Origin of the sequence: Bradyrhizobium sp. BLXBL-01 (assembly GCF_051853025.1) — a bacterium.
GTDB lineage: Bacteria > Pseudomonadota > Alphaproteobacteria > Rhizobiales > Xanthobacteraceae > Bradyrhizobium.
Genome location: NZ_CP182471.1, coordinates 2,366,302 through 2,386,319, shown reverse-complemented (window position 1 = coordinate 2,386,319; position 20,018 = coordinate 2,366,302). Strand labels below are relative to the sequence as shown.

The 20,018-nt window shown below is 62.5% G+C and carries 18 protein-coding genes and 1 pseudogene; 10 read left to right on the top strand and 9 right to left on the bottom strand.

Annotation, left to right across the window (positions count from 1 at the left end; all coding sequences use genetic code 11):
* Positions 1–32: 32 nt before the first annotated feature.
* From ACNJYA_RS10735 to ACNJYA_RS10700, 8 genes are all read left to right on the top strand, one after another.
* Positions 33–1,079, top strand: a complete 1,047-nt coding sequence (locus ACNJYA_RS10735) for an ABC transporter substrate-binding protein (RefSeq protein ID WP_439402822.1) — start codon at positions 33–35, stop codon at positions 1,077–1,079.
* On the top strand, positions 1,076–1,924 hold the full coding sequence (locus ACNJYA_RS10730; protein ID WP_439366357.1) for an ABC transporter ATP-binding protein: 849 nt from the start codon (positions 1,076–1,078) through the stop codon (positions 1,922–1,924). The genes ACNJYA_RS10735 and ACNJYA_RS10730 overlap by 4 nt, the downstream gene beginning before the upstream one ends.
* 2 nt (positions 1,925–1,926) lie before the next feature.
* On the top strand, positions 1,927–2,778 hold the full coding sequence (locus ACNJYA_RS10725; RefSeq protein ID WP_439402821.1) for an ABC transporter permease: 852 nt from the start codon (positions 1,927–1,929) through the stop codon (positions 2,776–2,778).
* A 796-nt stretch (positions 2,779–3,574) separates the two neighbouring features.
* The gene (locus tag ACNJYA_RS10720) at positions 3,575–5,011 is read left to right on the top strand and encodes an ABC transporter substrate-binding protein (protein ID WP_439366354.1); all 1,437 of its coding nucleotides are present in this window, start codon (positions 3,575–3,577) and stop codon (positions 5,009–5,011) included.
* Between the two features lie 61 nt (positions 5,012–5,072).
* Positions 5,073–5,996: a carbohydrate ABC transporter permease gene (locus ACNJYA_RS10715; protein WP_439402820.1), complete on the top strand. Its 924-nt coding sequence runs from the start codon at positions 5,073–5,075 to the stop codon at positions 5,994–5,996.
* Positions 5,993–6,832, top strand: coding sequence for a carbohydrate ABC transporter permease (locus ACNJYA_RS10710; protein WP_439402819.1), 840 nt, complete (start codon positions 5,993–5,995; stop codon positions 6,830–6,832). Before ACNJYA_RS10715 ends, ACNJYA_RS10710 begins: the two co-directional genes overlap by 4 nt.
* A gap of 10 nt (positions 6,833–6,842) precedes the next feature.
* Entirely contained in the window at positions 6,843–7,943 is a 1,101-nt protein-coding gene (locus tag ACNJYA_RS10705) for an ABC transporter ATP-binding protein (protein WP_439366348.1), read from the top strand.
* A gap of 31 nt (positions 7,944–7,974) precedes the next feature.
* Positions 7,975–8,865, top strand: coding sequence for an SMP-30/gluconolactonase/LRE family protein (locus ACNJYA_RS10700; RefSeq protein WP_439402818.1), 891 nt, complete (start codon positions 7,975–7,977; stop codon positions 8,863–8,865).
* A gap of 40 nt (positions 8,866–8,905) precedes the next feature.
* On the opposite strand, the gene ACNJYA_RS10695 is transcribed toward ACNJYA_RS10700, so the two are convergent.
* The 5 genes from ACNJYA_RS10695 to ACNJYA_RS10675 form a co-directional block, all read right to left on the bottom strand.
* Positions 8,906–10,798 carry a TRAP transporter large permease gene (locus ACNJYA_RS10695; RefSeq protein ID WP_439402817.1) on the bottom strand — a complete coding sequence of 631 codons (1,893 nt, stop codon included), beginning with the start codon at positions 10,796–10,798 and terminating at the stop codon, positions 8,906–8,908.
* A complete protein-coding gene (locus tag ACNJYA_RS10690) occupies positions 10,795–11,820 on the bottom strand; it encodes a TRAP transporter substrate-binding protein (RefSeq protein WP_439366342.1) in 1,026 nt (341 codons plus the stop codon). Before ACNJYA_RS10690 ends, ACNJYA_RS10695 begins: the two co-directional genes overlap by 4 nt.
* Positions 11,821–12,010: 190 nt before the next feature.
* Positions 12,011–13,021 carry a transketolase family protein gene (locus ACNJYA_RS10685; RefSeq protein WP_439402816.1) on the bottom strand — a complete coding sequence of 337 codons (1,011 nt, stop codon included), beginning with the start codon at positions 13,019–13,021 and terminating at the stop codon, positions 12,011–12,013.
* On the bottom strand, positions 13,018–13,857 hold the full coding sequence (locus tag ACNJYA_RS10680) for a transketolase (RefSeq protein WP_439366339.1): 840 nt from the start codon (positions 13,855–13,857) through the stop codon (positions 13,018–13,020). Before ACNJYA_RS10680 ends, ACNJYA_RS10685 begins: the two co-directional genes overlap by 4 nt.
* A gap of 24 nt (positions 13,858–13,881) precedes the next feature.
* The gene (locus ACNJYA_RS10675) at positions 13,882–14,631 is read right to left on the bottom strand and encodes an SDR family NAD(P)-dependent oxidoreductase (protein ID WP_439366337.1); all 750 of its coding nucleotides are present in this window, start codon (positions 14,629–14,631) and stop codon (positions 13,882–13,884) included.
* Between the two features lie 107 nt (positions 14,632–14,738).
* Between ACNJYA_RS10675 and ACNJYA_RS10670 the strand changes: the two genes are divergently transcribed.
* Positions 14,739–15,635 carry a LysR substrate-binding domain-containing protein gene (locus ACNJYA_RS10670; RefSeq protein ID WP_439402815.1) on the top strand — a complete coding sequence of 299 codons (897 nt, stop codon included), beginning with the start codon at positions 14,739–14,741 and terminating at the stop codon, positions 15,633–15,635.
* A 109-nt stretch (positions 15,636–15,744) separates the two neighbouring features.
* On the opposite strand, the pseudogene ACNJYA_RS10665 reads toward ACNJYA_RS10670, so the two are convergent.
* From ACNJYA_RS10665 to ACNJYA_RS10650, 4 genes and pseudogenes are all read right to left on the bottom strand, one after another.
* Positions 15,745–16,097: pseudogene (locus ACNJYA_RS10665) on the bottom strand (ABC transporter); the annotation flags it as partial.
* 184 nt (positions 16,098–16,281) lie between these two features.
* Positions 16,282–17,268 carry a peptidyl-alpha-hydroxyglycine alpha-amidating lyase family protein gene (locus ACNJYA_RS10660; RefSeq protein ID WP_439402814.1) on the bottom strand — a complete coding sequence of 329 codons (987 nt, stop codon included), beginning with the start codon at positions 17,266–17,268 and terminating at the stop codon, positions 16,282–16,284.
* 38 nt (positions 17,269–17,306) lie between these two features.
* On the bottom strand, positions 17,307–17,978 hold the full coding sequence (locus ACNJYA_RS10655) for a 4-carboxy-4-hydroxy-2-oxoadipate aldolase/oxaloacetate decarboxylase (protein WP_439402813.1): 672 nt from the start codon (positions 17,976–17,978) through the stop codon (positions 17,307–17,309).
* 96 nt (positions 17,979–18,074) lie between these two features.
* A complete protein-coding gene (locus ACNJYA_RS10650; RefSeq protein ID WP_439402812.1) occupies positions 18,075–19,061 on the bottom strand; it encodes a LysR substrate-binding domain-containing protein in 987 nt (328 codons plus the stop codon).
* Between the two features lie 186 nt (positions 19,062–19,247).
* Here ACNJYA_RS10650 and ACNJYA_RS10645 point away from each other — a divergent pair, with 186 nt between their 5' ends.
* Entirely contained in the window at positions 19,248–20,012 is a 765-nt protein-coding gene (locus ACNJYA_RS10645) for an SDR family oxidoreductase (RefSeq protein WP_439402811.1), read from the top strand.
* The last annotated feature ends 6 nt before the right edge of the window (positions 20,013–20,018 follow it).

Below are 20,018 nucleotides of genomic sequence, written 5' to 3'. Positions count from 1 at the left end.
GCAATCAAACAAGATCAAGGGAGGAGCAGCACATGAGCATGAACAGGCGCCAGGCGCTGATCGCGGGCACTGCATTGGCCGGCGCGTCGCTGCTGCCGGGACGGTTACACGCGGAAACGAAGCAGGTCTCGCTTGCGTTCGGGCCGGTCTCGCCGGTCTACGCCATCGGCATGATCGCTGAGCTGAAGGGTTACTTCAAGGACGAAGGGTTCGACTCCAAGCTCGTCATAGGTAACGCCGGCACGTTCGGCCGCCAGACATTGGCGGCGGGGCAGGCGCTATTCGCGCATGGCGATGCCAGCCATCCGCTCCAGCTCGGCGCGCGCGGCAAGCCCTGCAAGATCCTGCTCGCGACCGAGATGGTGTGCTCCTACGCCAACATCATGGTCCGGCAGGACCTCTACGACAGCGGCATCAATTCGGTCGAGAAGCTTGCGGACTACAAGCGACCCGACGGCGCCAAGCCGATCGTCGCCGCGACCGCGATCGGATCGGGGACCTGGGTGTTCGGTACCTACGTGTTCGAAGCACGTGGGCTCGGCAACAAGGTGAACTGGGTCGCGGGCGGCGGGCCCAACACGATGTTCCCTTCGCTGCAGACCAAGCAGTTCGACGCCATCATGGCGCCGCCGAGCTGGATCGTCGAGGTCGAGAAGAAGGGCTTTGGTCGGACGATCTACGACACGTCCATGCCCGGCGTGTTCGACAAGGATTTCGGCGGGACTCTGCCCGTGCTCGTGATCTACACGCTCCAGGACACGGTCGAGCAAGACAAGGCGATGGTGCAGGCCTATGTCAACGCGATCTACCGCGCGATGGTCTTCGTCAAAGCGGCGCCGCTCGCCGAGGTGCAGGCGCTGGTCACGCCGAAATATTTCTCAGGGATAGATCCCGATGCGGTCAGCGCCGAGCTCGGCTTCGACAAGTCGACCTGGGCCTATGACGGCGTCATCGACAAGGCTTCGTTCGAGCGCGGCGCCAAGCCCTGGTACCGCAAGGGCACCGACATTCCCGAGACCAGATACGAGGATGTGGTCGAGATGAGCTTTCTCGAGACGGCCAGGGCGAAATACAAATGATCGTCGCGCCAGACCAGGGGCTCGCGCTTGCGCGCGATGAGGATCAACAAGCGGCTGCGCGCACGCGCATTGCCGTGCAGGGACTCTCCAAGCGCTTCAACGCCTCCGGCCGCGAGTTCGTGGCGGTGGATGACGTCTCCTTCGAGGTCAAGCAAGGCGAGTTCGTCGCGCTGCTCGGTCCATCCGGCTGCGGCAAGAGCACCATCCTCAACATGGTCGCGGGGCTGTTGTCGCGCTCGGGCGGACGAATCCTGATCGACAGGGATACGGTCGAGACCGGCAAGGTCAATCCCAGGGTCGGCTATGTCTTCCAGCGCGATACGCTGTTCCCCTGGCGCACCGTTGAGCAGAACATCGGCTATGGGCTGGAGATCGCGGGACTGCCGAAGACCGAGCGCGCCGGGCGCGTTGCCACGGCCGTCGACAAGGCCGGCCTCGCGGGCTTTGCGCAGAGCTTTCCGCGCATGCTGTCCGGCGGCATGCGCCAGCGCGTCGCCTTGATGCGCACGCTGATCCTGGAGCCCGAGCTCCTGCTGATGGACGAGCCGTTCGGCGCGCTCGACACCCACACCAAGCTCGAGATGCACAAGACGCTGCTCGAGATCTGGGAACGCGAACGGCAGACCGTACTGTTCGTGACGCACGATCTCGGCGAAGCCTTGACGCTGGCGAGCCGCATCATCCTGCTCTCGGCGCGGCCCGGGCGTCTCAAGGAGGACTTCGACGTCGCCATCCCGCGTCCGCGCGATCCCGTCGCCGTGCGCGAGACCGCCGAGTTCGGCCGACTCTATTCCCACATCTGGCATTCCCTCGGCGAAGAATTCCGCCGCACCAGGGCCGACTGACCATGTCCAACAGCCGTACTGTCATCCTGTTCTGGCAACTGGCCATTCTTGCAGTCGTTCTCATCGTCTGGCAGTGGGGCTTCGAATGGAGCAAGGCGCTGCTGCCGAAAGCCTACGTGCCGAAACTCCTCGATCCCTATTTCGTCGCCAAGCCATCGCTGATCTGGCAGAGTTTTTTGCGGCTCGGTTGCTTTTCCGACGCGGCCGGCTTTACCGCCTGCATCACGGGCAGCGACAACAATCTGTGGCTTGCCACACTCGTCACCCTGAAGAACACGTGGTGGGGCTTTCTGTTCGGCTCCGCGAGCGGCATCGCGGCCGGCCTGATTCTCGGCCGTTCCGACTTCCTTGCCCGCGTGTTCGGCCCCTACATCGTGGCACTCAACTCGATCCCGCGCATCGCACTGGTGCCGCTCGTCATCCTGATCTTCGGCCTCGGTGACCTCTCGAAGATCGCAACCGCCTGGCTCGTCGTGTTCTTCGTGGTGTTCTTCAACACCTTCGAGGGAACACGTGCGGTCGACCGTGATCAGATCGCCGCCGCCCGCCTGCTCGGCGCCAATGAATTCACGGTGCTGCGCACCGTCGTGATCCCGTCCGCGCTCGCCTGGGTATTTGCCTCGCTCTTGCCGGCTGTTTCTTTTGCCTTGATCGGCGTCATCGTCGGCGAGTTCATCGGCGCCGAGCGCGGCCTCGGCAAGCTCATCATCGAAGCCGAGGCGCGGGCCAACGCCAGCGAGATGATGGTGGCCATCTTCGTCATGATGTTCGTCGGCATCCTGCTGGCCATCGCAGTACGCGCGCTGCAGTCCTATTTGTTGCGCTGGCAACCGCAGTTCGAGCACTCGTCATAGTTTCTGCGGAGACGCTTCGACTATGGGCCAGTGTTATGTCTCATTGATATCAAAATGGCGGAACGTCGCTTCCGTCCGGGAGCCTTTCGCAATAACGCTACTGATAGAGTGGTGCGCGGACGCGTCGCCGCTGCTCGATCTCTGCGATAGAGACAGAGGTCAGCTATGGTTACGACTCCCTGCGTGAATCGTTCGCAAGGCGAGCCGTTACCGAGAGGTCGCGAACGGAGCCGTTATAACTGCACGAAAGACAAGCAGCGCAAATGGCAGCATTCTAGCCTTGCACATCGTTGTCGCACTTCTCGCGATGTGACTCCGAACAGGTCATCTGAAAGAACGTCCAACAAGATGAAAAGTGGGCACGGCGTAAACCTGGCGCCCTTTGCCGCGCGAGGGGATTGAATCAGGGGGATCCGGCAGATTTGCCTCCGTTAGCTTCAGAGGAGGTATCAGCAGACAGGTGACTGCGGTTCACCGATGCTTGCAAAGTTCTCATTTGTCGGCCAGTTCCACCTCGACGCAGACTAGCCCCAAAGTCAACGCGCTCGAGCGCTTTGGGGAGGATATGTGCTTCTACAACGCCAACTGGCGTCCATTCAGGTTGCGGGCGACAAGCTGGACCAGCGATGCGCCCGCGCTGCAAATCCTCGAGATAGATGAATTTGTTTCTCTCGGCGGGGGGCCGCCGACAGCGTCCGTTTACGCCGGGGCTGGCTAAGCGGGCAGAGATCACGGGAGAAGCGCTCCGAAGCCGGCTCCGCCCGGACTCCGGACGTCCAGAGAGGAGGAGGAAGGGATGAGGTTCACGACGTTTCTCGGTGCGGCCGCAGTACTAGCGCTTGCCGCAGGTTCGGCGCCGGCCGCCGACAAGGATGCCGCCGAAACAGCAGTGGAGGCCGCGAAGAAGTACGCGGGCACAACCATCAGCATCGTCTGGGAGGCCGGCTTGCAATCGCTGGATCCGCTGAACTACTCCGGTCCGCAATGGGAGAAGCTCACCGGCATCAAGGTGAAGGTGGTCGAGGTGCCGACCGACCAGATGTTCACCAAGATCATGCAGGATTTCAAATCAGGCGCCGGGGCTTATGACGCGCTGAACGTCATCCCATCCTGGATGCCCGATCTTGCACGCGCCGGCGCGCTCGAGCCTCTCGACAAGTATGTCGACAAGTTCGGCTACCGCGACGAGCTGCAGGACATCGCGGCCGCGTACCGCGACAACCAGATGCAGTATGACGGGAAGATCTACGGCTTCCCGGACGACGGCGACGTGATGCTGCTCTACTACCGGAAGGACATCTTCGAGGATCCGAAGATGAAGGACGAATTCAAGGCCAAATTCGGCTACGAACTCGCGCCGCCAAAGGACTGGAAACAGTTCGACGAGATCGGCCAGTTCATCACCGACAAGATGGCGCCGAAGGTCTACGGCGCCGGCTTCTTCCGCACCGCGCCCTATCCGCAGTACATGTTCCAGGAACGCTTCCGGATGGAGGGCGGCAAGTTCTTCAATGCCGACACCATGAAGGCGACGGTGAATGGCGACGTCGGTCTCAAGGTGTTCAAGCAGATGCTGGCGGAGAACAAGTTCATGCCTCCGGGCGTGGAGCAGTGGAATTTCGTCGACAATCTCGCCGCGTTCCTTCAGGGCACGACCGCGATGACGATCTCCTGGCCGCCCTACGGTCGGTGGGCCGCAGGCTACGGCTCGGGCGAGCAAGCCCTGAAGTGGGTGCCAAAATCGCAGGTCGCCGGCAAGGTCGGCTACGCGCTCACGCCTCTCGGCCGCCCCGAGCTCGGCGTCGGCTTCGACTTGTCGGTGTCGGCCACCAGCAAGAACAAGGAGGCCGCGTATCTCTTCATCCAGTGGCTGAACAGCAAGAAGACCAGCCTCGAGCGCGTCCAGCTCCCCTATACGCTGCGCGATCCGTTCCGCCTCTCCCACTACGCGAGCGAGAAATATCGTGGGCTCTGGCCTGACGCTGCCGCCTATCTCGACACAATCAAGACGTCGGGCGAGAAGGGCCTGCTCGATCTCTCGCTGCTGCAACAGGACAAGTACGACGAGGCGATGACCAAGGCGATTTCGAGCCTGTGGGCCGGTGAAGATCCCAAGGCCATTCTCGATCGCATGGCGCAACAATTCGACGCGATCACGGAGAAGGTCGGCATCGAGAACCAGAAAGCCGTCTACAAGGTCTGGGCCGCAAAGCCCGGCGCCTACCCGCAATAACTGACTGGATACCGCACGGGAGGCATCGCCCTCCCGTGTCTTGCCGTTTTCCGGACTGATGATGACAGTTTCTGTGAGCCTCAATGGCGCCGAGCAGCGCCGCCCCAGCCGCTTCGGGCGCATGCTCGAGGACCGCCTGCCCTATCTCATAGTCGCGCCGGCCATCCTGATTCTCCTCCTGGTCGGCCTGTTCCCTCTGATCTACTCGCTGATCGTGAGCTTCCAGCGCATCACGATGACCGAGAACGACACCTCCTTCGTTGGTCTCTTGAACTATGCGGAGCTGTTCAGGGATACCCGCCTCTGGGCTTCGCTCGGCCACACCCCCATCATCACCGCGATCGCCCTTCCCCTGGAGCTGCTGATCGGCTTCCTGATGGCGCAGCTCTTCATCGATCGAATGCCGGGTCGACAGATCTTCATCGCGCTGCTGGTGCTTCCGACGGTGATCTCTCCGATTGTCGCGGGTGCGACCTGGCGTCTGATGTTCGACGTCCGCTTCGGCCCGATTGGCCAGATTCTGGGCTTCATTGCTGGAGAACCGGTCCGGATCCTGTGGACGGTCAATCCCGCATACGTCTATCCGGCGATTATCATCTGCGAGGTCTGGCAGTGGTCGCCCTTCATGTTCCTGCTGCTGCTCGCCGCGCTGTCGAATGTCGACCAGTCGCAGCTCGAGGCTGCGGAGATCGATGGGGCGTCGTACCTGCGCGTGCTTCGCGCGATCGTTCTGCCGGCGATCGCGCCCGTGATCGCCGTCGCCTGTCTGATCCGCGGCCTCGATCTCGTTCGCATCTTCGACATCATCTGGGCCCTCACCGAGGGCGGGCCGGGCTCGATGACCGAGACCATTTCGCTCTACACCTATGTACAGGGCTTCTCGCAATTCGAGACCAGCTATACGGCCGCGATCTCGTTCCTGGTGATTGCAATGCTGACGCTGATCACGACCCTTGTCCTCAAGCGCATGGAGCTCGCGCGATGAGGATCGGCAGGCTTCCGGCCAGAAAAGCCCGCATTCTCGCCGTCCGCTATCTCGGCGCCGGCATCGTGACCCTGCTGTTCCTGTTTCCCGTCTATTGGCTGTTCATGATTTCGTTCAAGACACCGGACGAGATCTATCACGTCCCGCCCTTATGGATTCCCGGACAGATCCAGTTCTCGAACTATTACGTCCTGTTTAGGGATGGCGACGTTCTGGCAATCCTGAACAGCCTGATCGTCGCCGGCGTCAGCTCCGGCATCGCAATCGTTCTCGGGACGCTCTGCGCCTACAGCCTCGCCAGGTTCGGCACCGGCGGCGAGAACCTCGCGATGTGGATCATCTCACAGCGCATGATCCCGCCGATCGCGGTCGTCTTTCCGATCTTCCTGATCTACGTGTATTTCGGTCTCGTCGACGGCTATTTCGGGCTGATCCTCCTCTACACCGCATTCAATCTCCCCTACGTGATCTGGATGATGCGTGGCTACATCGTCGACGTTCCCCTGGAGCTCGAGGAAAGCGCGCTGGTCGATGGCCTCAATCGATGGGAGGTGATTTGGAAGGTCGTTTTCCCGATGGTTCGTCCCGGCCTCATGGCGACGTCGGTCTTCACCTTCGTGTTCGCCTGGAACGACTTTCTGTTCGCGCTCGTGCTCACGCGCACCGAGGTCATCACCTTTCCGGTCATGCTGACGCGCTATTTCGGCGGCCAATCGAATTTCTGGGCGAAGATCGCGGCGATGTCGGTCCTGGGGACGTTGCCGATCTTCGTCGCGGTCTCGGTGATGCAGCGTTATCTCGTGCGCGGCATCTCGCTGGGCGCAGTCAAGGGTTAGGGAGAGCGGTGTGGCTGACGTCAAGCTGTCCGGAGTACACAAATACTACGGCAACGTGCATGCGGTCCGGGGAGTTGATCTCACCATCGCCGATGGCGAATTCGCCGTGCTGGTGGGGCCGTCCGGCTGCGGCAAGAGCACGCTCTTGCGAACGATCGCCGGCCTCGAGGATCCGGATGGTGGGACGATCACCATCGGGGGCGCGGTGGTCAACGATCTGCGCCCGCGCGAGCGCAACATCGCGATGGTGTTTCAGAACTATGCGCTCTACCCCTATCTGACCGTCAGCGAGAACATTGCCTTCGGTCTGCGCGCGCGCAAGACTCCCGAGATCGAGATCAGGAAGCGGGTCAGTGAAGCCGCCGAGATGCTCGGCATCGGCAATTTCCTGCAGCGCTATCCGCGGCAGCTCTCCGGTGGACAGCGTCAGCGCGTCGCGATCGGCCGCGCCATCGTTCGCAAGGCCGACCTGTTCCTGTTCGACGAGCCGCTCTCGAATCTCGACGCGCAGCTGCGTGACGAGATGCGGACCGAGATCAAGCGCCTGCATCACGAGATCACGACGACGATGATCTATGTTACCCATGACCAGGTCGAGGCGATGACGCTGGCCGACCGGATCGTGCTGCTGCGTGACGGACAGATCGAGCAGCAGGGCGCTCCGCTCGAGCTGTTCGAGCAGCCGCGCACGGGGTTCGTCGCCGGCTTTCTCGGCTCTCCCTCGATCAATCTCATCCCGGCGACCCTCAGGAGAAACGGTCCCGCCTCAGCAGTTGTGTTTCAGTCCGGCGGTGAACTGACGCTTCCGAGCGCGAAGGCGGGGCCGTTGGCCAGTATGGATGGGCGAGAGATTCTCCTGGGCATTCGGCCCCAGCACTTCAGTCGGGCCGGCGGGCCGTTGCGCGAAGGCGTGGTCTCCTATTCGGCCACCGCCGATCTCATTCAGCCGACGGGGGCACGCACCTTCACCACCATCAGGATCGGCGGCGTCGATGCCGTTGCCGAACTGCAGGCCCATGACGTCAGCAGCCATGGCGAGCGAATCGATCTCGCCATCGACCTCAATCGCGTGGTGCTGATCGATCCGGCCAGCGGCCTGGTCATCGCATAACGAGAGCAACTTTCGAGAACGGGAGGGATGAATGGCATCGAGATTGTTTGCAACCGGAATTGGCGCGCCGGAGGGTCCGGTGTGCCTGCCCGACGGCTCGATGTATGTCACAGAGATGTCCGCGTCGACCCTTTGCGTCACGCGGCTCGATCCTCGCGGCAATCGCCGCGTCATCCGAACGACGGCTGGTCGTCCGAACGGACTGACGACCGATGGCCACGGCCGGATCTGGATCGCGGAAGCTGGCCTGCGGGCGCTGATCTGCATCGACGAAAGCGGAAACGAGATCCGGCGCATGCAAGGGGAAGGCGCGGAGCGCTTTCTGTTTCCGAACGATCTCTGCTTCGGTCCAAACGGGCTGCTGTACATGACCGACTCCGGGATGGCCGCCGAGGATTTCATCAACGACCAGGCCTTCGTCGACGGGTATATGGATCTCGACTGGGACGGCCGTGTATACGAGATCGATCCCGCAGCCATGAAGGTGCTCCGCGTGCTCGATAACAAGATCCGCTTCACCAACGGCATTGCCTTCGGTCCCGACAATCACCTCTACGCCAACGCATCCTTCACTGGCGAGATCTACCGTTATGACGTGCTTGGCGAGGCAGCGCCGAAACGCGTCGTCTTCGGCAACGTGCTGCAGTCGGATGCCAATCCGGACTTCAAAGGGCCGGATGGGATGGCCTTCGGAACGGACGGCCGGCTCTATTGCACGGTCTACAACCAGAAGAACGTTACGGTGCTGGACCGGCGGGGCGAAGTGGTCGATCGGCTGATCCTTGATGGGCCTCAGCCGACGAATTGTGCCTTCACGCTCGGAGGCAAGAAGCTCCGGGTGACGGAGGTCGGCAAGGGCCGGGTCGAGCAGATCGATATGCCTTGCGACGGCCTGCCTCTGCACCTGCCGAAATTCGCCTGAGCAGGAGACTCGGGTTTCCGCGAGGCTCCTGCCAAGCTCGTCAAAGGAAGCCGATCGACAACCAGGGCACGGCGGCAACGATCACCGTGCCGATGAGAAGCGCGATCATATAGCCCACGATCGGCTTCATGCCCTCGTCCGGATTGATGCGGCTGATGGCGCAGGCCGCGTAGTAACCGACGCCGAACGGCGGCGCGAACAGGCCAATGCCCATGGCGAGGACGACCACCATCGCGTAGTGGACATCGTGCACCCCGACCTGCCGCGCGATCGGGAACAGCAGCGGACCGAACAGGACGATGGCCGGGATTCCCTCCAGCACGCTGCCGAGGATCACGAAAGTCACGATCGTCACCGCTAGGAAGACCGGTACCCCGCCCGGCAGGCTGGTCATGAACTTGGCGAGAGAGGCCGAAAATCCCGACTGGGTCAGCGCCCAGGCCATGCCTGTCGCCGCGCCGATGATAAGCAGAATCGCCCCTGATAGGGAGGCTGTCTCAACCAGCATCGGGTAAATGCGACGCCAGTCGAACTGGCGGTAGATAAACAGACCCGCGCAGACCGAGTACAGGATGCCGATCGTCGAGACTTCCGTTGCCGTCGCAACGCCCTCGACGACCGCCGTGCGGATCACGAACGGCAGTGCGATAGCAGGTATCGCGATCACGAAGGCCCGCCCGATTTGCCGGCGGGTAGCCCGTTTGACGTGAGACAGGTCTTCGCGGCGGTATCGCCACCAGACCACGGCCGCGAGCATGACCGCGAGCACCACGCCCGGGAGCAACCCGCCAGTGAAGAGCGCCGAGATCGACACGCCGGTCACCGAGCCGATCGTGATCAGGACCAGCGAGGGCGGGATCGTTTCGGTCTGCGCGCCGGTTGCCGCCAGAAGCGCAACAAGGTCGCCCGGCCTGGCCCCGCGCTGCCGCATCTCGGGAAACAGGACCGGAGCCACCGCAGCCATGTCGGCCGCTTTGGACCCAGAAATTCCCGAGACCAGATACATCGCTCCGACCAGAACGTAGTGCAATCCGCCGCGCACGTGGCCCAGGAGGCTCGCCAGGAAGCTGACCATGGCGCGCGCCATGCCCGTCATCTCGATCAGGAGGCCGAGAAAGACGAAGAGAGGCACGGCAAGCAGGATCAGGTGGCTCATGCCCTCGTCCATTCGTCCGATCATCACCACGTCGGGCGTGCTGGTTGTCAGGGCGAGATAGCCGACGGTGGCGAGGCCGAACGCGAACGCGATCGGCACGGCCGCGAAGACCATCGCCCCCACAACGAAAACGAAGAAGATCAGCAGATTCACGTTGCCGAGCGGCTTCAAGACGGGGGCGAGCAGAATGAACGCCGCAATGATGCCTGCAACCATCGCGACCGAACCCAGCAGGCTGCGCAGGCTCGCGATCCGGATCAGCCGGAGGACCGCTGCGGTCAGCATCAAGCTGATGCCGATCGGCAACGCCGCCGCGCGCCAGCTGTTGACGATCTCGAGCGCCGGTGTCGTGATGAAGGCCTCGTCGGCCGCAAATTCATAGGCCGGCCAGACAACGAGCGCAAGAAATGCCAGCGATGCTGCGGCCGCGACGACATCTAGGAACGCGCGAAGCTCCGCGCTGAGAACGCCAACGATAGCCGTCATCCGCATGTGTTCGCCGCGCTGGAACGCGATCACGGAACCGAACATGGCGAGCCATAGGAAGAGAATGCCGGCAAGCTCGTCGGACCAGATAATTGGCGAGCGGAACACGTATCGACCCACGATGCCGGCAGACAGCACCGCAATCTCCGCCAGCACGAGCAGTGCTGCCGGGATCGCCACGACATGGCCAAGCACCGTGTTCGCCGTTATCACCCAACTGCGCCGGCCCGCCTGCGGAGCGCTGGCCGCCACACCGGCATCGACGTGGGGCGGATGGCTCACGCTGGTCATGATAACTGGCCTGCGGCTTTTTCGAGCTGCGACCATGCCTCCTCGCCAAACTTGGCTTTCCAGTCGGCGTAGAAGCTGGTTTTGGACAAGGCCTGGCGGAAGGCGGCGCGATCGACGTCGATGAATTTGAGGCCCTTGGCCGAAAGATCGGCGCGCAGTGACTGGCTGAGCTTCGCGATGTCGGCGCGCTGATCGACCGCGGAGCGGTCGAGCTCTCGCGTCACGATCGCCTGCACGTCCTTCGGCAGGCGCTCGAAAGCGCGCTTGTTGCCGAGGATCCAGTAGCCGTCCCAGACGTGCCCCGTCAGGCTGCACGTGCTCTGCACTTCATAGAGACGGGCAGTCGCGATGATGGGCAACGGATTTTCCTGCCCGTCAACGACCTTGGTTTGCAACGCGGAATAGACCTCGTTGAAGTTGATCGGCGTCGGCCCGGCGCCGAGCGCCTTGAAGAGCGAGGTGAGCAGCGGCGCGGGCGGAACGCGGATCTGGAAATTCTTCAGATCATCCGGGGTGCGGATCTCGCGGCCGGACGAGGTCACCTGACGGAAGCCGTTGTCCCAGGTCTTGGACACCGCCATGATCGGCGTCTTGGCGATCTGCGTCCGGATGTAGGTGCCGAGCTCGCCGTCCATGGCCTTCCACACGCTGTCGTAGTCGGTGAATGCGAAGCCGGTGTTCACGATGCCGGCGCTTGGCACCAGGGTGGCAAGGATCGAGGAGGATTGGTTGAAGAACTCGACGCCGCCGCTGCGAACTTGGGTCAGGAGCTCGGTGTCGGAGCCGAGCTGATTGGCCGGGAACAGCCTGATCTCCAGCCGGCCGCTGGTTGCTTCGCGGATACGGTCGATCGCCTCTTGCGCTCGTACATTCACCGGATGGGTTGGATCCTGCCCGGTCGCGAACTTATAAACGAACTCGGCGGCAGAAGCCGGGCGGGTCAGAATCCCGCAAAGAGGTACGGCGCTGGCCGCGAGCAACAGCGAACGTCGGCTGATGCGTCCGGTCTTCGAGCTAGTCATGTCTTCCTCCTGCTCCTTCATTGTCGTTGTGCCGGCTGCAACAGCCTACTGTGTGCAAACCTTTTGTATTTTTCGTTCACCAGCTCTCGATCGCCGGCGTCTAGACAAGAGCCGTCGTTCGCCGCCGCGACGTGCACCGCGGGTGGCTGCTCACTAGAGCCTGGCTGGGTTGGCGCTTAGCGTCGCTGCGCTAAAGCCACAGCTTCACCTGCCTCGCAACCTCTGCGGTAGAAATGCCGTAGCGATCGTGCAGGGTCGGAAGTGCGCCCGCGTCAAGAAATTCGTCCGGCAATGCAATCTGGCGGAACGGCGGATGGACACCGGAACGCATCAGGAGTGCGGCAATCGCCTCCCCGAGACCGCCAATCGTCGTGTGGTTTTCGGCAACGACGACCAGGCGGCCCGACTTGCCGGCTTCACGCAGTATCGTCTCGGCGTCGAGCGGCTTTATGGTGGGGACATGGAGCACCGCAGCATCGATGCGGTCGTTCTTCAGAGTTTGCAACGCCTCAAGCGCACGCATGGTCATGATGCCCGATGAGATGATCAGAACATCCTTCCCGTCACGGATCAGCTTGGCCTTGCCGAGCTCGAACTTGTAGTCGTATTCGTCAAGCACGACCGGCACCTGGCCTCGCAGCAGGCGCATGTAGACCGGCCCCTGATGCGCCGCGATCGCGGGCACCAGCTGGTCGATTTCATGCGCATCGCAGGGATCGATGACCGTCATGTTCGGCATCGCGCGAAAAAGCGCGAGATCCTCCGCGGCTTGATGACTCGGGCCATAGCCCGACGTCAGACCGGGCAACGCGCAGACGATCTTCACGTTGCGGTCTTCCTCCGCAATCGTCTGGTGAATGAAGTCGTAAGCACGGCGCGAAGCGAACACCGCGTAGGTGGTAGCGAACGGCATGAAGCCTTCGGCGGCAAGACCTGAGGCCGCGCCGAACAGAAGCTGTTCCGCCATGCCCATCTGGTAGTAGCGATCCGGAAATTCTTTCGCAAAGATGTGCAGGTCGGTGTATTTGCCGAGATCGGCCGTCATGCCGACCACATCGGGACGGCTGCGCGCGAGCTCGACGAGCGCGTGTCCAAACGGCGCCGGTTTCGTTTTCTGCCCTTCCGATGCGATCGAAGCGATCATGGCTGAGGTGGTCAGGCGCGGCTTGCCCGGCTGGGGTGCTGATCTGACGGTCTTCATGCCTGCCTCCCGGCTTCCAGCGCGGCCAGCGCGAGCTGCCATTCGTGCTGCTCGACCCGGATGAAATGGTTCTTTTCGCGCTGCTCCAGGAAAGGAACGCCCTTGCCCATCAGCGTGTCGGCGACGATCATGCGCGGCTTGGGCGCTGGGTGAGACTTGGCGGCATCGAACGCGGCAACCACGGCATCGAGATCGTTGCCGTCGATCCGCTGTACGAACCAGCCGAAAGCCTGAAGCTTCTCGACCAGCGGCTCGAACGCCATCACCTGCGTCGAAGGACCGTCCGCCTGCTGATTGTTGACGTCGACGATGCCGATCAGATTGTCGAGCTTGTAATGGCCCGCCGACTGGATGGCCTCCCAGACCGAGCCCTCATCGAGCTCGCCGTCGGAGAACAACGTGTACACCCGCACCTCGGAGTTCTTGCGCTTCAGCCCCAAGCCCATGCCGACGGCGATGCTGAGCCCAAGCCCGAGCGAGCCGCCCGACATTTCCATTCCGGGCGTGTAGGAGGCCATGCCCGACATCGGCAGGCGACTCTCATCGCTGCCATAGGTTTCGAGCTCGTCCTCGGGGACGATCCCCGCCTCGATCAAAGCCGCATAAAGCGCGATGGCGTAGTGCCCGTTTGATAACAGGAAGCGGTCGCGGTCTTCCCAGGAGGGATCTTCCGGCCGGTAGCGCATTGCGTGAAAATAGGCCACGGCGAGGACGTCGGAGATGTCCAGCGCCTGGGCGATATAGCCCTGGCCCTGGACCTCACCCATGCGCAGCGCATTGCGGCGAATGTTGTAGGCGCGGTCCGCCAACTTGGGCGTGTTGGTCAGCTTTTCCATCGATCTGGACCTTGTCTTGCTGGCTCAGTGGATGAGCATGCCGCCGTTGACGTCGATCACGGCACCAGTCACGTAGGCGGAGAGATCCGAGGCCAGGAAGGTGTAGATGCCGGCGACGTCGTCTGCCGTGCCAAGACGATTGAGCGGAATGCCTTCCAGGATCTTCGTCCTCATCTCGTCGGTCAGCTTGCCCGCGGTGATATCGGTGCCGATCAGGCCGGGCGTCACGCAATTGACGCGGATGCCGTCCGGTCCGAACTCACGGGCCATCGCCTTGGCGAGACCGAGCACGCCAGCCTTCGCGGCCGAATAGTGCGGACCGCCAAAAATTCCGCCGCCGCGCTGGGCCGAAACCGAGGACATGCAGGCGATCGATCCGGACTTGCGCGCGCGCATGTGCGGGATCACCGCCTGGGAGAGGAACAGAATGCCCTTCAGATTGACGTCCTGAATGCGATCCCAATCAGCCGGCGAGATATCCAGGAACTTGACCGGCTGGGTGATGCCGGCGTTGTTGATGAGAATATCGATGCTTGCGAAGGATTCGATCACGCGAGCGACGGCCTGCTCGCAGGATGATTTGTCGGCGACATCGCATTGCAGCCCAATGTGGGACTTGCCAAGCGATGCCGCGGCGTCCGCCGCCGCGCTCGCGTCAATGTCGAGAATGCCGACCCGGGCGCCCTCGGCGGCGAACCGCCGTGCCGTGGCAAGCCCGATGCCGCGCGGCGATGCCGCGCCCGAAATGATGGCCGTCTTGCCGCTGAGCAGCATCAGTCCCTCCCCTAGATTGTTTCTCGGCAAGGCTAGGAATGCACCCGGGACGCGCAACAGACAAACGCACAGTTGTCACGGATCGATGAATCTGGTTCACTTATGGAATGCTGTCGAATGTCCCGATATCGGCAATTCGCGCCTTTGAGGCCGCTGCTCGCACGGGATCATTCCGCGATGCGGCGAATGAGCTTCACCTGACGCCGAGTGCGGTCAGTCATGCCATCCGCAAGCTGGAGGACACGCTTCGCACCGTTCTGTTCGAGCGCCGCGCGCGATCGGTGCGGCTCACGCCAGCCGGCGAAAATCTGATGCGACACACGGGAGCGGCCTTCGATCAGCTTCGCCGTGGCCTTGAGGAAGTCGCCGCGCGCGGACCGCAATTGGTGCGCGTCCATTCGGCACCCAGTTTTGCCGCGCAGTGGCTTGCACCACGGCTTGCACAGTTTCTCGCCGCTTATCCGAAGCTCGAAGTCCGCCTGGCTGCGAGCACGGACTACGCTCGCTTCAGCAACGATGATTTTGATATCGACATCGTCTACGGTCCGCCGCGCGCGGAGGGCGTGGAGGTTGTTCCTCTGCCGGAGGAGACGGTCACCCCGCTGTGCTCCCCTGTTCTCGCCAAAGGGATCAGAAAGCCCGCTGATCTCCTCGATCAGACACTAATCCGCTCTGATGTGAAGCAGGTTCAGTGGCACCAATGGTTCACGGCGAACGGATTGGAAGCCCCTGCCCTCCACGGCATGAGGTTTGATCGCAGCTTTCTGGCGATCGCAACGGCAGCGGAGGGATTGGGAGTCGCGCTAGAATCAACGCTACTGGCCGAACGTGAACTGGCGAGCGGGCGATTAGTTGCACCGCTGGCTGGACGCGCCAACGATATCCGATATATCGGTCACCGTCTGATCTACCCGCGCGCTAGCCGCCAGAGATCGGCAGTGCGGGCCTTTGCAGATTGGGTCATGGCGCAACTCGATGGCGAAAATACCATTCCCCGGCGCTGAAGTTCTTCGCACCACGTTCGATAGTACACACGCCGGCGAAAGAGCAGCGACGGGCCCTAGCTCGGGATAGAGCCTGCTCCTATCGATGTGAATGGCATCAACTCAAAAATCATGGGAGCGGCGTGAACTGGCTGAGCGGCGCGAGCTTGTCGGTGCGCGTCATCTTAAACTCGGTGCTCGGACCAAGCCACTTGTCCCAAAGTTGGTTGATCTCGCCATCGCGAGTAGGATCTCGTTGATCTTCTCGAGCAGCGCCGGATCGTCCTTCTTCATGCCGACGCCGATCGGCTGCAGCACCAGTGGCTCCTCGATCATCTTTAGCGGCTGCCCGGCCTCCTTGGACTGGTTCACGACTATTTGCTACCATTCCGCCGCCTTGTTCTCTTGAACCGCCATGAAGGCCGAACCAGTATCGACGAAAGTCAGCGGGTCGGATTCGTTCATCTTGATCGCGAGTTCCGCATCGATTGCTCAAGATCACGAATTGCAGGTTGGCTCGGGAGAGGTGCGTACCGGCGCGCGAGTCGCGGCGCGATTTCCGGTAGGAGGCAGGATATGGTCCGAACCGTTACCTAAGTGGAGCAACGATCGATCTGAGGCTCTAAGCGTTGAAGATTCAGCCCGCGATATGGGAGAGTGAAACGATCTAGCGCGGAACGTCGGTCACTTTCTCCAGCTTCTGCAGGCAACGCGAAGTGCGGACCACGGCCGGCATCTCCTCGTCCGGGAAGTTCGTCTTCCAGTCGGTGACGCCGACCTCGCCAACATACATGTCGCCTCTGGAGTCTAGCGCGATCCCATGCGGCGCGAGGAACTTGCCGCTCGCAAGACCGGGGCCATCCTCGCCGCCGAGCCGCGCGATGCGCTTGCCCTTGGCGTCCACGATCGACAGCCGCGGGCCGAGATTGGGCACTTTGCGGTTGACCGGCATGGCGGGACCGAGTTCGCCGATGACGAAGGTCGGGTTCTTAGCCCCGCCGCAGCGGCACAGCGCACACGGCCGGTGGAGGTTATTCCACTGCGCCTCGTATTTGCCGTTGCCGTCGAACACCTGCACGCGATGGTTCTCGCGGTCGGCGACATAGACCCAGCCATCGGCATCAGCGACGATATTGTGCACGATGTTGAACTGGCCGGGATCGGTGCCGGGCGCGCCCCAGCTTCTGATCAGCTTGCCATCCGGCGTGAATTTGTGGATGCGGGCGTTGCCATAGCCGTCGGAGACGTAGATCTCGCCCTTCGGCGACAAAGCCGTGTGCGTGCAGCGATGGAAGGGATCACCGCTCATGAACGGTGCGGGCTTCTTGGGAATGCCGATCGTCAGCAGCACCTTGCCATCGGCGGTGCATTTGCGCACGGTGTGGTCGCCGTCGTCGGTGCAATAGAGGTTGTCGTCGGCATCGATATGCAGGCCGTGGGCGCGGGAGAAAAGCCCCTCGCCCCAGCCGCGCAGGAAATTGCCGTCGCGGTCGAACACCACCATCGGATGGGCACCGCGGTTGAAGACGTAGATGCGATCCTTGCTGTCAACCGCGACAGAGGCGACATCGGTGAGCTGCCAGCCGTCCGGCAGCTTCGCCCAATTGTCGATGACGCGATAGCGATGCTCGCCCGAGCCGAGAATGGCTGACACCTGATTTCCCATAACTGCGTGCTGCGGCGCTTGCTCGCTCAGGCGAAGGTGCAGCCCTTGGATTCCAGCACCTTTCCGATGCCGGAGAGCTCGAGGATATCGCCACCGGCCTTGAGGGCCTTCATCACGCCGGCTTCCTTGTCCTCGCGCGCCGCCGACTTGACGCAGACATCGGCGATGTTCTCCTTCGGCACGATCACGACGCCGTCGTCATCGGCGCTGACGATGTCGCCGGGGCGGACGGCGATGCCGCCGATGACGATCGGCTGATTGATGGTGCCGAGGGTCTCCTTGACGGTGCCCTTCATGCAGAGTCCGTAGGAGAAGACGTTGAAGCCGGTGTCACGTACCGCAAGGCCGTCGCGAACGCCGGCATCCGTGACCAGGCCGACGATGCCCTTGGCGACGCAGGCCGTCGCCAGCACCTCGCCGAAGCCACCCTGCTCGGGATGATCGCCCGCGCTGACCACGAGCACGTCGCCTGGCTTGGCCAGCGAGATCGCTGTGATCAGCATTATGTTGTCGCCGGGGTGGCAGCTCACCGTCAGCGCCGGTCCGCAGGCGCGCATGCCGGAATAGATCGGCTTGATGCGGGAGGTCAGCGCGCCCGATCGCCCCTGAGCCTCGTGCAGGGTGGACGGAGGAAACTTCTTGATGCGCTCGACAAGCTCGGCGGCGGGCCGATCGAATGTCCTGATCACATGCACCATGAAAACCTCCTTGCGACCGCGATCTCCGTTACACCTCCATAACCAACGGCCTTGAGGCGGCAAATTCAGAATTTGGGATTGCCGCATCGTGTTTCGTTATGGCTCGTCCTTCGGCGTGTCCAGAGGCGGCGTCGGGCCACCCGTGGCAATCGCAGCCGAGCCGGGCTGGGCATCGAACGGCCCCCAGGTCTTGACGATGATCTCGAGCAGGATCTTGTAGACGGCGAATGCGGCGTCGGACAGCGGGGCGCTGTCGGAGATGCAGAGCGACATCTGCTGCGAGGCCGACGGCGCATTGATCCGCCGGATGCAGAGTTCGTCGAGGTTCGGCAACTCCCGTGCGATCGACATGGGCAGCACTGCCGCCCCCACTCCGGCGGCAATCGCCGAAGAAAGGGTCGATTGGGAATGGATCTCGGCGACGATGCGCGGCCGGAGCCCGACCTCGGCGCAGACCCGTTCCACCGTCTGCCGCAGGAAGGATTCCCGGTATGGCAGAAGCAGGTCGAATTGCGCGACCTCCGCCGCCGAAACGTCCTCCGAAGGCATCTGCTCCGGATACATGCTGCGCGGCGCGACGAGATAGAAGTACTCGCGCATCAGCGGCTTGTAATCGAGACCGGTCACCGGGCGTTCGCCGTAGAGGACGGCCATATCCATGCTCCCCTTCAGCATCATCTCGCTCAGCATGACCCCGGAGCTGTCGTAGATGTGCGGCACGATGCCGGGATAGCGTTCGCGTATCTGCGTGAGCAGCGGGGTCGCCAGCAATGCCGCTGAGCTGAGTGGGGCCAGACCGATCGTGACGTTGCCGGTCAGCTCCGGCTTGTTGTCCAGAATGGTGCGCCTGGCTTCTTCGATTTGACGCTGGATGGACTTGGCGTAGCGGTAGAGGATTCGTCCGGCCTCGGTGGGTTTGACCCCGCGGGCGCTGCGGTCGAGCAGCTTGCACTTGAAATCCGCCTCCAGGTTCGCAATGTGCTGACTCAGGGCCGGCTGTGCGACATTCAGCACTTTCGCCGCGCTCGTCATGCTGCCGAGATCCACGACCTTGATAAAGGCCTCCAAACGTTTCGTATCCAATACGGCGTCTCCGGATATCCAGTCAGGGAGCAATGCAGCAGCAATAGGCTGAAGCTATGGGATCAGAAGGAATTGTTCTTACCACTGGGAACCTGACGGGCCTATAGCTAGTGCTGAACTCGTCCGCCGCTCGCGTTGCAGCCGACGCCACCAGCGGGTTGGACGGTAGCAGAGGAGCCCTCGCGGATGGGATTTTCGGACTATCGGACGGCCCTGGTCACGGGCGCATCCTCCGGAATAGGGGCTGCGACGGTTCGCCGCCTGAGTGCGGAAGGGCTTCAAGTCTACGCCGTTGCCCGCGACGCCACTCGCCTGAGCGCCCTGTCGGCAGAGACCGGATGCCGCCCCTGCGCCGTCGACATCAGCGACCTCGATGCGCTTATGGCCTTGGCGAAGTCGGCCGAGTTCGACGTCCTAATCAACAATGCCGGCCAGTCCCGGCGCGGCAATATCCTGGACACTACGCCCGAGGATGTCGATGCCCTGATCGACGTCAATCTGCGCGCGGTCCTGCATCTGACGCGGCTGATCGTGCCCGGCATGGCGCGCCGCGACCGAGGCCACGTCGTCAACATTTCCTCAATCGCTGGCCACTACGCGTTCGGTGGCGGCAACACCGTGTATCACGCCACGAAGGCAGGCATTCACTCGCTGTCGCAGCAACTGCGTGTCGATCTCTACGGAACCAGGGTTCGCGTCACCGAGATATCGCCCGCGCGGGTCGAGACCGAGGTCTTCGGCCGGCTGCTGGGTGACCTCGTCGAAGCCAAGCGTCGCTTCTTCGACGACTATGATTCGCTTCAGCCCGAGGACATCGCCAATTCGATCGCATTCGCGGTTGGATCGCCGGCCCGCATGAATGTCGCCTTCATGGAAGTCCTGCCGACCCAGCAGGTCGTCGGCGGCCTCAATTTTGCACAGAAGAGCCGGCCGCTGCGGAGTGACGCTTGAACTCCC

Coding starts and splice junctions, on each gene's coding strand:
- ACNJYA_RS10735 (WP_439402822.1), top strand. CDS start 33: ATGAGCATGAACAGGCGCCAGGCGCTGATCGCGGGCACTGCATTGGCC.
- ACNJYA_RS10730 (WP_439366357.1), top strand. CDS start 1,076: ATGATCGTCGCGCCAGACCAGGGGCTCGCGCTTGCGCGCGATGAGGAT.
- ACNJYA_RS10725 (WP_439402821.1), top strand. CDS start 1,927: ATGTCCAACAGCCGTACTGTCATCCTGTTCTGGCAACTGGCCATTCTT.
- ACNJYA_RS10720 (WP_439366354.1), top strand. CDS start 3,575: ATGAGGTTCACGACGTTTCTCGGTGCGGCCGCAGTACTAGCGCTTGCC.
- ACNJYA_RS10715 (WP_439402820.1), top strand. CDS start 5,073: ATGACAGTTTCTGTGAGCCTCAATGGCGCCGAGCAGCGCCGCCCCAGC.
- ACNJYA_RS10710 (WP_439402819.1), top strand. CDS start 5,993: ATGAGGATCGGCAGGCTTCCGGCCAGAAAAGCCCGCATTCTCGCCGTC.
- ACNJYA_RS10700 (WP_439402818.1), top strand. CDS start 7,975: ATGGCATCGAGATTGTTTGCAACCGGAATTGGCGCGCCGGAGGGTCCG.
- ACNJYA_RS10695 (WP_439402817.1), bottom strand. CDS start 10,798: ATGACCAGCGTGAGCCATCCGCCCCACGTCGATGCCGGTGTGGCGGCC.
- ACNJYA_RS10690 (WP_439366342.1), bottom strand. CDS start 11,820: ATGACTAGCTCGAAGACCGGACGCATCAGCCGACGTTCGCTGTTGCTC.
- ACNJYA_RS10685 (WP_439402816.1), bottom strand. CDS start 13,021: ATGAAGACCGTCAGATCAGCACCCCAGCCGGGCAAGCCGCGCCTGACC.
- ACNJYA_RS10680 (WP_439366339.1), bottom strand. CDS start 13,857: ATGGAAAAGCTGACCAACACGCCCAAGTTGGCGGACCGCGCCTACAAC.
- ACNJYA_RS10675 (WP_439366337.1), bottom strand. CDS start 14,631: ATGCTGCTCAGCGGCAAGACGGCCATCATTTCGGGCGCGGCATCGCCG.
- ACNJYA_RS10670 (WP_439402815.1), top strand. CDS start 14,739: ATGCTGTCGAATGTCCCGATATCGGCAATTCGCGCCTTTGAGGCCGCT.
- ACNJYA_RS10655 (WP_439402813.1), bottom strand. CDS start 17,978: ATGGTGCATGTGATCAGGACATTCGATCGGCCCGCCGCCGAGCTTGTC.
- ACNJYA_RS10645 (WP_439402811.1), top strand. CDS start 19,248: ATGGGATTTTCGGACTATCGGACGGCCCTGGTCACGGGCGCATCCTCC.